The sequence below is a fragment of the Inconstantimicrobium porci genome, assembly GCF_009696465.1.
Taxonomy (GTDB): domain Bacteria; phylum Bacillota; class Clostridia; order Clostridiales; family Clostridiaceae; genus Inconstantimicrobium; species Inconstantimicrobium porci.
Window position 1 is genome coordinate 24,711 of the sequence record NZ_VULX01000003.1, and the last position, 12,951, is coordinate 37,661.

The 12,951-nt window shown below is 31.8% G+C and carries 11 protein-coding genes and 2 riboswitches; of the genes, 7 read left to right on the forward strand and 4 right to left on the reverse strand.

Annotation, left to right across the window (positions count from 1 at the left end; translation table 11 throughout):
- Positions 1–61: 61 nt before the first annotated feature.
- From rpsA to FYJ33_RS03740, 4 genes are all read left to right on the forward strand, one after another.
- Positions 62–1,225 carry a 30S ribosomal protein S1 gene (rpsA, locus tag FYJ33_RS03725; protein WP_154530428.1) on the forward strand — a complete coding sequence of 388 codons (1,164 nt, stop codon included), beginning with the start codon at positions 62–64 and terminating at the stop codon, positions 1,223–1,225.
- 124 nt (positions 1,226–1,349) lie between these two features.
- A riboswitch (SAM riboswitch) is annotated at positions 1,350–1,462 on the forward strand.
- Positions 1,463–1,731: 269 nt separating this feature from the next.
- Entirely contained in the window at positions 1,732–2,292 is a 561-nt protein-coding gene (locus tag FYJ33_RS03730) for an ECF-type riboflavin transporter substrate-binding protein (protein WP_154530429.1), read from the forward strand.
- Between the two features lie 158 nt (positions 2,293–2,450).
- Positions 2,451–4,157 carry an ABC transporter ATP-binding protein gene (locus tag FYJ33_RS03735; protein ID WP_154530430.1) on the forward strand — a complete coding sequence of 569 codons (1,707 nt, stop codon included), beginning with the start codon at positions 2,451–2,453 and terminating at the stop codon, positions 4,155–4,157.
- Positions 4,154–4,984: an energy-coupling factor transporter transmembrane component T family protein gene (locus tag FYJ33_RS03740; RefSeq protein ID WP_154530431.1), complete on the forward strand. Its 831-nt coding sequence runs from the start codon at positions 4,154–4,156 to the stop codon at positions 4,982–4,984. Before FYJ33_RS03735 ends, FYJ33_RS03740 begins: the two co-directional genes overlap by 4 nt.
- Before the next feature lie 249 nt (positions 4,985–5,233).
- Here the strand turns inward: FYJ33_RS03740 and FYJ33_RS03745 are convergent, their stop codons facing one another.
- The gene (locus FYJ33_RS03745) at positions 5,234–6,103 is read right to left on the reverse strand and encodes a LysR family transcriptional regulator (protein WP_154530432.1); all 870 of its coding nucleotides are present in this window, start codon (positions 6,101–6,103) and stop codon (positions 5,234–5,236) included.
- 133 nt (positions 6,104–6,236) lie between these two features.
- On the opposite strand from FYJ33_RS03745, the gene FYJ33_RS03750 reads away from it, so the two are divergent.
- Together FYJ33_RS03750 and FYJ33_RS03755 are read left to right on the forward strand one after the other, a co-directional pair.
- Positions 6,237–7,979 carry an ABC transporter ATP-binding protein gene (locus tag FYJ33_RS03750; protein WP_154530433.1) on the forward strand — a complete coding sequence of 581 codons (1,743 nt, stop codon included), beginning with the start codon at positions 6,237–6,239 and terminating at the stop codon, positions 7,977–7,979.
- Entirely contained in the window at positions 7,969–9,699 is a 1,731-nt protein-coding gene (locus FYJ33_RS03755) for an ABC transporter ATP-binding protein (protein ID WP_154530434.1), read from the forward strand. Before FYJ33_RS03750 ends, FYJ33_RS03755 begins: the two co-directional genes overlap by 11 nt.
- Before the next feature lie 188 nt (positions 9,700–9,887).
- On the opposite strand, the gene FYJ33_RS03760 is transcribed toward FYJ33_RS03755, so the two are convergent.
- Entirely contained in the window at positions 9,888–10,421 is a 534-nt protein-coding gene (locus tag FYJ33_RS03760; RefSeq protein ID WP_154530435.1) for a permease, read from the reverse strand.
- Between the two features lie 13 nt (positions 10,422–10,434).
- Positions 10,435–10,914: a permease gene (locus tag FYJ33_RS03765; protein WP_154530436.1), complete on the reverse strand. Its 480-nt coding sequence runs from the start codon at positions 10,912–10,914 to the stop codon at positions 10,435–10,437.
- A gap of 143 nt (positions 10,915–11,057) precedes the next feature.
- On the opposite strand from FYJ33_RS03765, the gene FYJ33_RS03770 reads away from it, so the two are divergent.
- Positions 11,058–11,696 carry a pentapeptide repeat-containing protein gene (locus tag FYJ33_RS03770; RefSeq protein WP_154530437.1) on the forward strand — a complete coding sequence of 213 codons (639 nt, stop codon included), beginning with the start codon at positions 11,058–11,060 and terminating at the stop codon, positions 11,694–11,696.
- On the opposite strand, the gene FYJ33_RS03775 is transcribed toward FYJ33_RS03770, so the two are convergent.
- Positions 11,682–12,497 (reverse strand): DUF1189 domain-containing protein, encoded by an 816-nt coding sequence (locus FYJ33_RS03775; RefSeq protein WP_206046603.1) that lies wholly within the window; start codon positions 12,495–12,497, stop codon positions 11,682–11,684. The genes FYJ33_RS03770 and FYJ33_RS03775 overlap by 15 nt on opposite strands.
- A gap of 221 nt (positions 12,498–12,718) precedes the next feature.
- Positions 12,719–12,839: riboswitch (SAM riboswitch) on the forward strand.
- Positions 12,840–12,951: the final 112 nt, after the last annotated feature.

Sequence of the window (12,951 nt, forward strand, 5' to 3'; positions counted from 1 at the left end):
TAATAAGTTTAAGCTGGGGTAAAATATCTTATAGGTACCAACATATTAAGGAGTGATATTGATGGAAAATAATCAAAAAATGGGAATGGAAGAAGTCTTAAAAGACTATGACTTTAAAAGAATAAACAGAGGAGAAATCGTAAAGGGAAAAGTATTGAGTGTAGCTTCTGACGAAGTTATTGTAAATATAAATTATTTTTCAGATGGAATAATCAGCAGAGATGAACTTTCTTTTGATAAAGACGTTAATCCTGAAGACGTTGTAAAAGAAGGCGATGAAATCATGGTTAAGATTTTAAGCACTGACGACGGAGAAGGAAATGTTGTTTTATCTAAGAAGAGAGCTGATGAAGTTAAGATTTGGGATGAAATAAAAGAAATCAAAGATGAAGACAAGACTATAACAGTTAAAGTTAACAGCGAAACTAAGGGTGGTTTAATTGCATCTTACAAGGGATTCAGAGTATTTATACCAGGATCTTTAGCATCAGCTAAGAGAGTTGAACTTAACACATTAGTCGGCAAAGAATTAGAAGTTAAACTTACTGAAGTTGACAGGACAAAGAGAAACATTGTTGCATCAAGAAGAGTAATCGAAGAAGCTGAAATAAAGGCTGCTAGAGAACAGGTTTGGGCATCAATTGAAGCTGGACAAAAGAGACAGGGAACAGTAACTAGACTTGCAAGCTTTGGCGCATTTGTAGACCTTGGTGGAGTTGAAGGACTAATTCATATTTCTGATTTATCATGGAAGAGAATACATAAACCAGAAGAAGTAGTTTCAGTTGGAGATAAAGTTGAAGTTTATGTTGATTCAGTAGATACTGATAAGCATAGAATTGCTCTAGTATTAAAAGATAAGGACAGCAATCCATGGGTTTTAGCTGCTGCTAAATTTAATAATGGAGATGTTATTGAAGGTAAAGTTGTTAAGTTGATGAACTTTGGAGCTTTTGTTGAAGTTGCTGATGGAGTAGAAGGATTAGTTCACATAAGTGAAATATCTGATGAAAACATAGCAAAAGTTTCTGACGTGTTAAAAGAAGGACAACAGGTTAAAGTAAAAATACTTGACATGGATGCTGAAAACCATAAGTTAAGTTTAAGTATTAAAGAAGTTGTAGAAAAACCACAGGAGAGCTTAAATTATACTGATGATTCAGTAAGTGAAGCAACTTTAGGAGATGCACTTAAAGATCATTTAGATGGAGTTAAATTCGAATAATATAATGGCTGCCGGATTTTTATATCTGGCAGTTATTTTGTTAGGAAAATTATATTTAAAATTATATTGACAATTTAGTACATGTGCGTATAATAAATATAAATAGAATATTTTTAGTAAGTTAATCTTATTAAGAGTGGCGGAGGGACTGGCCCAATGAAACCCGGCAACCTGAAGAAATTTTGATTTTTTTTTGTGGTGCTAAATCCTACAGGAACATTTCCTGAAAAATAAGAAGTTTTTAAAGCATGTTGGCTTATTTTGCTATCAATGAACACTTCTTATTGAAGTGTTTTTTTAATGTCTAGTGAATTGCATTGAAAAAAGTGAAATTTTAATGCTGTAAAGCGTTGAAAACAAAGGGTTTACACATTTGTGTAAAAGGATGGTAGAATGCAATTTAGTCCTTATATGTAAAAATAGTATGCTTTTATGGTTGACTTTATTATTGAAAAGATTATTACAATATATTAAGTTTTATATTATTTACAAGGGGGAATGAACTTATGAATAAATCAAAGGAAATGACAATTAAAACTATTGTTGCTATTGGTATTGGTGCAGCAGTATTTATAATACTTGCAAGATTTGCAAGCATACCCACATTTATTCCAAATACCGAAATAGAGATTGTATATGCATTTTTAGCATTAATGTCAGTTATTTTTGGACCTATTGCAGGTCTTGCTATAGGACTTATAGGTCATTCATTAAAGGATCTAATTGCTTATGGAATGCCATGGTTTAGCTGGGCCATAGCATCAGGAGTTGTAGGGCTTGTAATTGGTCTTGCAAAAAGTAAGATAAATATTGAAGAAGGAAATTTCGGTAAAAAACAGATTCTTATCTTTAACATTTATCAGATTATAGCTAATGCAGCAGCTTGGTTTGTAGTTGCACCATTATTAGATATAATAATCTATAGCGAACCTGCAAAGAAAGTATTTATTCAGGGAGCTATTGCTGGAATTTCTAATATACTTTGTGTAGCAGTTTTAGGTACAATTCTACTTGCAGGTTATGCAAAAACAAAAGTTAAAAGCGGAAGTCTTTCTAAGGAAGACTAATAAAATTACTAATAAGGTTGTCGAAATTCTTAGACTTGGGATTGAGGCAGCCTTGGTTTTTTTAATATATATTAAATTATTTTAAATAATATTATACATATTAAACAAAATAGTTTATCATATTGTAGTAATATACTCGTTAAGAAGGAGCGTTTTGTATGAAGAAACCTATAATAGAATTTAATAACTTTTCTTTTAAGTACAATGCTCAGACAAAACCCACATTAAATAATATTAATTTGACTATATATGAGGGTGAGAAAGTTTTAATTGTCGGACCATCAGGTTCAGGCAAGAGCACAATATCTAATTGCATAAATGGACTAATACCTTTTCGATATAAAGGTGATATTCAGGGAAGCCTGAAAATTAAAGGCATAGAAACAAGATATTTAAGCATAGCGATGCTTTCTAATATGGTAGGAACTGTTCTTCAGGACCCAGACAGCCAGTTTATAGGTCTGACAGTTGGGGAAGATATAGCATTTAAGCTTGAAAATGACTGCGTTGATATAGAAGAAATGAAAAGACGTGTAAGGTTAGCAGCAGAAATTGTAGATATAGATAAGAGACTTGATTCAGCACCAAATAATCTTTCAGGAGGACAGAAACAGAGAGTTTCACTTGCTGGAACAATGGTAGGAGATGCAGAAATACTGCTATTTGATGAACCACTTGCAAATCTTGATCCTGCTACAGGTAAGACATCTATAGAGCTTATCGATAAGATTAAAAGAGAAAGAAATAAAACAATTATCATAATAGAGCATAGACTGGAAGATGTTCTTCATTGTGATGTTGACAGAGTTATAATAGTTGATAATGGAACTATACTTGCTGATATGCCACCTAATAAGCTTTTATGTACGGAAATTTTAAAACAGACAGGTATCAGGGAGCCTTTATACATAACAGCACTAAAATATGCGGGTGTTAAGATAGATGAGAGTATGCATCCCGAAGATATAAATATTCTTGATATTGATAAGTTCAATGAAAAACTTAAAGAATGGTTTAGGATAACTGATAGAGGTTTACATAAAGAAGAGGCTGAAAGTATTCTTGAAGTTAAAAATGTAGACTTTAGCTATAATGGCAGAAGAAAGATACTTAATAATCTTTCCTTTGATGTTAAGAAGGGCGAGATGTTAAGTGTTATAGGTAAGAATGGTGCTGGAAAGTCTACAATTTCTAAGCTTATATGTGGATTCTATAAGCCGACAAAAGGCGATATTCTTTACAAAGGAAAGAGTATTTTAAAGGATAGTATAAAAGAACGTGCTGAAAAAATAGGTATGGTAATGCAGAATCCTAATCAGATGATTTCTAAGACAATGATCTTTGACGAAGTAGCGCTAGGTCTTAGAGTTAGAGGAGTTTCTGAGGATGAAGTTAAGGAGAGAGTATTTAATACATTAAAGGTATGCGGATTATTCCCATTCCGTAACTGGCCTATATCAGCATTAAGTTTTGGACAGAAGAAACGTGTTACTATAGCTTCTATATTAGTATTAAATCCTGATATCATAATACTTGATGAACCTACAGCAGGACAGGACTTTAATCACTACACTGAAATTATGGAGTTCTTAAAGAAAATCAATGAAAGAGGAATTACCATAATAATGATTACTCACGATATGCATCTTATGGTGGAGTATACAGACAGGGCTGTAGTACTTTGTGATGGTGAGAAAATTGCTGATGATGAAGCAATTAATATTCTTACTGATGATGGTATAATTAAAAAAGCAAATCTTAAAGAAACTTCAGTATATCAGCTCGCTCTAAAAGCAGGAATTGAAGATCCTAAAGAGTTTTCAGTGAGGTTTGTTGATTATGACAGGAGGATAAGAAATAAATGAATGAAGTAATGCTTGAGTATACAGACCTAGATTCGCCGGTGCATAAGCTTACTGGAGCAACTAAGCTTATATGCCTTATACTATGGGCATTTGCATCAATGATAACTTATGATACGCGTATCCTGGCATTTATGGTTATTGCAGGTCTTGTAATTTTCAAGATTTCAAAGGTAAAGTTTAAGCAGGTATCTTTTGTATTCTATTTTATACTTGTTTTTTTACTTATAAATAATATCGCAATATTTTTATTGTCTCCTTTAGAAGGTGTAGAGATTTATGGCACAAGGACTGATTTATTTAAAATAGCAGGACCATATGTCGTTACAAAGGAACAATTATTTTATCATTTAAACATAACTTTGAAATATTTTTCAATAATACCTATAGCACTTTTATTTATGGTTGCTACAAATCCAAGTGAATTTGCTTCTTCACTTAATAGAATAGGTGTTAGCTATAAAATAGCATATTCAGTATCTTTAGCATTAAGATATATACCTGATATACAGCATGATTATAGAAATATTTCATTTGCACAACAAGCAAGAGGAATAGAGCTTTCTAAAAAAGCTAAACTTATAGATAGAATTAAAGGGTCAGCATCAATTATTATGCCACTTATTTTATCAAGTCTTGATAGAATAGATGTAATAAGCTCAGCAATGGAGCTTAGAGCCTTTGGAAATAAGAAAAAAAGGACATGGTATAGCGCTAGACCTTTCAGAATGATGGATTATATATCTATAGGACTTCTAGTTGTTTTACTTGCAGTATCACTAGCCTTTATTTATATAAATGGCGGAAGATACTACAATCCTTTTGTTTAATGTATAATTTATAATGTGAATAATAAAGGAAATTGCATTGAAAAATATCGTTTTTTAATATCATAAAGTCTTGAAATTAAAGTGGTTGTACGTTCGTGTAAAAGAATGGTAGAATGCAATTTCATCCTTTAGTAATCTAAGGGTTGCAAAACATATGAAGAAACGACCTTAAGAGACTTTAAGGAACGACGTCGGTTTCGGAATATGTCTTGCAACTCTTTTTTAATGAAGATAATCTCATAGCTTCGATCAATCAAGAGAAAATTCATTTATAAAATTCTGTGCAACAGTTGATAAGTATCTATTCTTTTTGTAAATGGCAGAAATTTGTGTTGTCAGCTTAGTATTTTGTATTTCCTTATAGATAAGATTATTATTGCTGGCAAGATTATATGCTGATTTAGGAAGGATTCCAATGCCAAAGCCAGCATTAGCCCAGAGAATAGTAGTTCTTGCATCATCATTTTTGCAGAAAATATTAGGTTCAAAGTTTTCTTTTATGCAGCAGTCTTTAATCAGCTGTTCAAAACGTCTGTATAATATCAGTGGTTTGTTTTTTAATTCTTTAATTGAAACCACGTTTTTTGATTCTTTCCAGTCATATTTCTTATTCATTATGGCAATCATTGGTTCTTTTTCTGCATAGATGCAGTTATATGATGAGTTGTTAAATGGTGTTCTGACAATACCTATCTCAATTATGCCTTCATCAAGAAGATCGAGTACTTTAAATGTATTTCCTTCATATAATTCAAATTTTACATCAGGGTATTTTAAGACGAATTCATTCATTCTGCTGTTTAATAGGATTGTACCTGATGATGAAACTGTACCTATCTTAAGTGTTCCTGAAAATCCTTTTTTTAAATCAAGTATTTCATTAACTGTGGAGTCGGATAAATTTAATATCTGTGAGGCCCTGTCTCTTAGTATCTTTCCTGCATCAGTTAATTCTATATGACGTGAACCTCTTTTTATCAGCTCTATGCCCAGTTCGTTTTCAAGATTCTTAAGCTGCTGGCTTAGTGGAGGCTGTGCAATATGAAGTCTCTTAGCAGCAGATGTTATTTGTCCTTCTTCAGCTATTGTTAAAAAGTATTTTAATTGTTTTAAATCCATTACGTCTCCTCTACATATCTTTTTCATATATTAAACATATAAAACAAGTATTATTAATATGGAAATAACTATGCTAAAATAATAGCTGAAATTTATGGAAAAAACAACATATATGGAAAGGTGGACTAATAATATGTTTAAATTACTGCCATATTTAAAAAATTATAAGAAGGAGTGCATTATTGCTCCTATATTTAAATTGTTTGAGGCAATACTTGAACTTATTCTTCCTACAATTATGGCACTTGTAATAAATAATGGCGTTATGAAGCATGACACAAACTACGTAATAAAAATGGGAATTATCATGATTGGAATGTCATGCCTTGGATACTGTAGTTCTCTTGTGTGCCAGTATCTTGCGTCTAAAGCGTCACAGGGGGTTGGGACTGAACTTAGAAATGAACTGTTTATACATATGTCATCTCTTTCTTATGCAGAGATTGATGATATAGGAACATCATCTCTTATTAATAGAATTACAAACGATGTCAACCAGGTTCAGACAGCTGTAGCTATGCTTTTAAGACTTGTATCAAGAGCTCCATTTATATGTATGGGGGCAATTGTAATGTCAATGATTCTTAATCTCAAGCTATCATTCATTTTGTTTTGTACAGCACCATTTTTTGCAATTATTTTATATTTATTTATGTCAAGAACTGCACCTATGTATAAAAAGTATCAGAAGAGGCTTGATGATCTTGGTAGTATACTAAGAGAAAATCTTATGGGTGTAAGAGTCATAAGAGCATTTGTAAAGACTAATGATGAATCTCAAAGATTTGATAAATCTAATGATGAATTATCATCCGCAGCAATCAGAATTGGTAAGATATCAGCACTTTTAAATCCGCTTACTTCACTTGTAATGAATTTTGCAATAATCGTGCTTTTATGGACAGGAGCTGTAGAAATTAATGCTGGCAGCATGTCACCAGGAGTTATTATCACATTCATTAATTATATAACTCAGATACTGCTTGCACTACTTGTTGTATCTAATCTTATCATACTGTTTACAAAGGCATCTGCATCTGCTTCGCGTATAAATGAAGTGCTTGAGATGAAGTCATCAATAGTAGAAAACAGCAATGATATTTCAGTAAATAGCAGTGATAAAATGATAGAATTTAATGATGTTACTTTTAGATATAGTGATTCAGGTGATGCAGTACTTCAGAATATTTCTTTTATAATTAATAAGGGCGAAACTGTAGGAGTAATAGGAGGTACAGGTTCCGGAAAATCAACTATGATTAATCTTATACCAAGATTCTATGATGTTATGCAGGGAAGTGTATTAGTTAATAATAATGATGTTAGAAACTACAGTCTTGAAGAACTTAGAAAAATGATCAGCCTTGTACCGCAGAAGACTGAATTATTTACAGGTACTATAGCTGAAAATTTAAAGTTTGGCAATGAAAATGCTTCAGATGATGAAATTAAAAAAGCAGCAGAAATAGCTCAGGCGTCTGAATTTATAAGTTATCTTAAAGACGGATATGATACTATTGTAGAACGTGGTGGAGCAAACTTCTCAGGAGGACAGAAACAGCGTCTTTCAATTGCCAGAGCCCTTGCTAAAAAAAGCGACATACTTATTCTTGATGATTCTTCAAGTGCACTTGATCTTGCTACTGATGCTGCACTTAGACATGCCATCAGTGATAATTTTAAGGACCTTACAGTTATCGTAGTTTCTCAGAGATCAAGCTCTGTAAAATCATGCGACAAGATTATCGTATTTGATGATGGAAAGATAGCTGGCTTTGGAAAACATGATGAACTGATAGAGCAATGTGAAGTCTACAATGAAATTGTAAGATCACAGTTATCAGATGAGGAGGCAGCTGTAAGTTATGAAAAATAAGAATACATTTAAGAGAATATTTGAGTACTTAAAGGAAAGTAAAAGAAATCTAATAGCTGCCTTTATATGTGCAGTCATTAGTGTAATTCTAAGTCTTATAGGTCCTATTCTTATTGGACATGCTATAGATATGATGATTACAAAAGGTAATGTTAATTTTAAAAGTATTATTATGATACTTATTGAGCTTGTAGTTGTTTATAGTTTTGGGTTTCTGTTTACATGGATACTTACTTATCTTACAAATACAATTTCCTATAATACTGTAAGAAGTATGCGTAAAGATTTGTTCGATAAGATAAATTCTCTGCCGCTTTATTTTTTTGATACTAATGCACATGGAGATATAATCAGCAGATTTATCAATGATACCGATGCTATATCAGACGGACTTTTGCAGGGGATAACTACAATGATGACAGGTATAGCTACAATTATTGGGGCTATAGCTTTCATGGTATCTATAAACTGGATTATGGCTTTAATAGTTATTTTATCAGCGCCTTTAACTTATTTTATGGCTAGGTACATTACAATAAACTGTCAGAAATATTTTAAGGCTCAGGCAACAGAGCTTGGCAGATTAAATGGTTATGTAGAAGAAATAGTTAGTGGTCAGAAGACAGTTAAAGCTTTCAGTTATGAAAAGAAGTCTTTTGATAATTTTAAAGAAGTGAACAACAGTTTATATAATGTTGGAGTTAAATCTCAGTTCTTTGGAGCACTTGTAAATCCATCAACAAGACTTATAAATAATGTTGTCTATGCAGTAGTGGGAATGATAGGAAGTGTTATTTCAATACTAGGCATGATTACAATTGGAGATATTTCAAGTTTCCTTATTTACTCTAATCTGTTTTCAAAACCATTTAACGAAATAACAGGAGTATTTACGCAGATTCAGTCTGCAGCTGCTTCAGCACAGCGTGTATTTGATATACTAGATATGGAAAGTGAAGAAGATGAATCTCAGAAAGCAAGTATTAATAAATGCGTTGGTAATGTAAAGTTTGAAGATGTTGAATTCTCTTACGATAAGAGTAAGAAATTAATTACTAATCTCAGCTTTGAAGCAGAAAGTGGTCATAAGATTGCGATTGTCGGTAAAACGGGGGCAGGAAAAACAACTATCGTTAACCTGCTTATGCGCTTTTATGATATTGACAATGGACATATATACTTAGATGGAGTGGATACAAAAAAGATTACAAGGGACAGCTTAAGATCAAATTTTGCCATGGTCCTTCAGGAAACATTCCTTTTTGGTGATACAATTGCTAATAATATAGCTTATGGCAGCAGGGATGCAGCAAGAGAAGAGATTATAGCAGCAGCTAAGATGGCTGATGCAGACAGCTTCATAAGAAAGCTGCCAAATGGATATGATACAGTTATCAGTGATTCAGGTTCAAATTTATCACAGGGACAGAAGCAGCTGCTTACAATAGCACGTGCAATGCTTCAGAATCCACCGATTGTCATACTTGATGAAGCAACAAGCAATATTGATACTAGAACTGAACTTAAAATACAGGCTGCTTTTGAAAAAGTAATGGAAGGCAGAACAAGCTTTATAATTGCCCACAGACTTTCAACAATTGAAGGAGCAGACATGATTCTTGTAATGGATCATGGAAACATAGTTGAAAAAGGAACACATAAAGAATTATTAAAGCAGGACGGTGTCTACGCATCAATCTACAAGAGCCAGTTTGCATAAAATATTTTAAATAATATATGTTTAGAAATAACAAACTCGATAAATGTTAATTTGAAGATAAGATAAGAAAGCAGAGAAAGTGTAACGAATAAATTCCATCCAGTTCTCATATCTCTAATTTCAACTCTCTAATCTTTTTTGAATTTCAGTTTATCAGGTTTTTAATGTTAAATTTAGTTTGTTGCAAATTATAGGTTTTCTGCTAGAGCGTATAGGTTGTCTATCTCATCTTTTTTCATCATTTTTTCTGTTATCAAGCTTATAATTATTACTCCAGGCAGATCTATTACAAATCTCCAGAATGTAAAAGTTATGCCTATTCCTGAAATCTCAAATAAAAGTGTTGATATTTTAATTACACACCATGCATTCATAAAAAGCAGTATGTTGCTGAATTTTACACCTTTTCTCATAAGCACTGGTATGAAAGGAAATGCTGCATACATAGGGCCGGCTGCGATGCTGGCAATTAGTATGGTTATTAGTATTCCACTAATACCTGAGCTTTCTCCCATGTGTTTCATGAATTTTTCTCTTGGAATCCAGACGTCCATAAGTCCCAGCATTATCATGATTGGAGGTACGACGGTTAACATCTGCAGTAAGCTGGAAAAGGCAGTATTAAGTACATTTATCCCAATATCATGATTGATCATAAAGATAATAAGTGTAAATATAATCATGATTAAAAAAAATTTATAACGAATAATTAATTTCCTCATTTTTAACCTCCTATTATTCGAAAACAAATGCAATAAATACAGCTACAACAATTGAGAATAAGAAACATACAAAATTTCTGAGTAAGGCTGCTTTTTTGCCAATATACTTTGACTCCAGGCCAATAGTCACTATACCGACTAAAGTCAGAGTAGAAATTAGAGCGGCTACCTGACCATAACCTGCACCATTTTTTAAAAGAGTATTGCCGGTTGAAAATGCTACAAATGTGGGCATAATAGTTATTGAACCAACTATAGCTGAGATCAAAATGCCTAAGAAACCTGATGAAGAACCTATTAATTTTGATATGACAGAGGGCTTAATTACTGCTAGGAGAATGCCCACTGTCATGATTATTCCTAGAAACTGAGGCATCATTATCTCAAAGCTTTTGTAACCCTTTTTTAATGCGGTTTTTGTTTTGTTTTTGTCTTTACAAAATGATAAAATAAGTAAAAATAAGCAAAGACTATATAATATAATGGCTGTCAAATGCTGATCACTTCCAATGATTATTTTTATTATATAGTATGTTTATACATTTAAAGTGTCCGAAATAGAAAGAGATGTTTTTACAAATGTAATATATTATGTAATAATAGTGCTATAATTCATATAGAGAGTAGGGAGCATATATGGCGAAAATAAAGATACAACAGCCTAAATTTATTGATGAACTTGAAGAAGAAAGCAGAATAGATGAATATGATTTTGATGATAAAATAGCAGATAAAGTAATTGAGAATCAGGCTATACGTTATAAAGATGGGAGAGGTACTACTTTAGATTCATGCATATTTAGGAACATTATATTTCAGGAGTGTACATTTAAAAATATAGATTTTATTGATGTGGTTTTTGAAAACTGTGATATGTCTAATGTAGAAATGACAGATGGAAGCATAACAAGAACTCAGTTTATTGGGTGTAAGCTTATGGGAGCGAAATTTGATAGCAATCATATGAAGGATGTATTGTTTAAGGATTCTGTATGTAGCTATGCTAATTTTTCATATTCTAAGCTGCAGAATGTAATGTTTGAAAAGTGCAGAATTGAAGAAGGGGTATTTCAGGAAGTGAATCATAAAAATATTGCATTTATGGATAATGTTATGAATAATGCTTATTTTAATAAAACATCATTAAAAAATATAGATTTTACTACATGTGAAATAAATGGTCTGAACGCAGAAATACCAGATCTTGAAGGTGCAGTAGTAACAACTATGCAGGCCTTAGATCTGGCACAGATACTTAGATTAGTTATTAAGTAAAGCAGTATCTTTATTTTCTGGATCTGCATTCTGTTCTTCTGTAAGAGCATTGATGCCAAATCCCAGATATAGTATTGCAATTGCATAGTACACAAGTGTAAAACATGGAATTGTAATACTAAATACTTTTAAGATTGTTTTGATGGCAAACGGAACTGTTAAAGCATAAATTGATAATTTTGCACATTCACCGTATTTGAGTTTTTTACTCATTATTGCACTAAGAGCAAGGCCTGCAAGAGCCATAACTGTAAATGAGTTTAATAGTTTGCCTAAGAAAGCAATAATCGGACTGAATATTATAGTAATTATCAATATTGTAGTAAGCAGTTTGCTGGCAATATTCTTTGCAGTCTGTTTATTTAGAGTAAGTGTACTAAATGTACTTAAATCTATCTGCTGCATAGAAGAACTAGAGTCTTTAAAATAAACAGTATCGTTAGTAATAAGAAAATAAGTTCTATATGATGACAAGCTTTCAACAGATGTGTTGCCTGATGTATCAATCATAAATAATGTGTCATCATCAACAAATTTTAGTGGTTCATTGCTGTCAACTTTAAGCACTCCATCCTTAAACTCAAAATCAGGCATTTTAGTTTCCATTTCGCTTCTTATAACTGATGATGTAGTTATAAACTTGATAGAATTAGAGATACTTGATAAAGTAGTAAATATAAGACTTACAAAAAGTATATAAACAATAGCTTTTTCTATAGATTGTTTTTTGAATTCATTATAAGCTTTAAAATTATAAAAGCTGTTAATGAACTTCTGAAAAAATCCCATTTCTTTTTCCAAATTAGAAATCCCCCTTAAATATATATTTATGTAAATAATTATATTATAAATGCAAAAAATAATCATTAAAAATAAAATTATAATATAAAATTATTGGATTAATTTTCATTCATACAGTACGAATGTATGTAGATTGCTTATTTGTTAGAATAAAAAATAATTGACATAATATAAAATGTAATATATAATTTAGAAAATAATATAAAATTTTATATTTTGGTGTCTTATCAAGAGTGGTGGAGGGACTGGCCCTGTGAAGCCCAGCAACCGATATTTTAGTTCATTTACTAAAAGTATTACGGTGCTAATTCCTGCAGCTATATTTTAGCTGATAGATGAGAGTGTGAATTATAGTGATTTTTTGCACTAGGGATTTATTCTCTAGTGCTTTTTTGTTGGAATGAATTATTAACATAGGGGCATCATGTATGGATTTTAAGCAAATTACTTTTTG

Excerpts from the sequence above, each read along its gene's own strand:
- rpsA (WP_154530428.1), top strand. The coding sequence starts at position 62 with ATGGAAAATAATCAAAAAATGGGAATGGAAGAAGTCTTAAAAGACTAT.
- FYJ33_RS03730 (WP_154530429.1), top strand. The coding sequence starts at position 1,732 with ATGAATAAATCAAAGGAAATGACAATTAAAACTATTGTTGCTATTGGT.
- FYJ33_RS03735 (WP_154530430.1), top strand. The coding sequence starts at position 2,451 with ATGAAGAAACCTATAATAGAATTTAATAACTTTTCTTTTAAGTACAAT.
- FYJ33_RS03740 (WP_154530431.1), top strand. The coding sequence starts at position 4,154 with ATGAATGAAGTAATGCTTGAGTATACAGACCTAGATTCGCCGGTGCAT.
- FYJ33_RS03745 (WP_154530432.1), bottom strand. The coding sequence starts at position 6,103 with ATGGATTTAAAACAATTAAAATACTTTTTAACAATAGCTGAAGAAGGA.
- FYJ33_RS03750 (WP_154530433.1), top strand. The coding sequence starts at position 6,237 with ATGTTTAAATTACTGCCATATTTAAAAAATTATAAGAAGGAGTGCATT.
- FYJ33_RS03755 (WP_154530434.1), top strand. The coding sequence starts at position 7,969 with ATGAAAAATAAGAATACATTTAAGAGAATATTTGAGTACTTAAAGGAA.
- FYJ33_RS03760 (WP_154530435.1), bottom strand. The coding sequence starts at position 10,421 with ATGAGGAAATTAATTATTCGTTATAAATTTTTTTTAATCATGATTATA.
- FYJ33_RS03770 (WP_154530437.1), top strand. The coding sequence starts at position 11,058 with ATGGCGAAAATAAAGATACAACAGCCTAAATTTATTGATGAACTTGAA.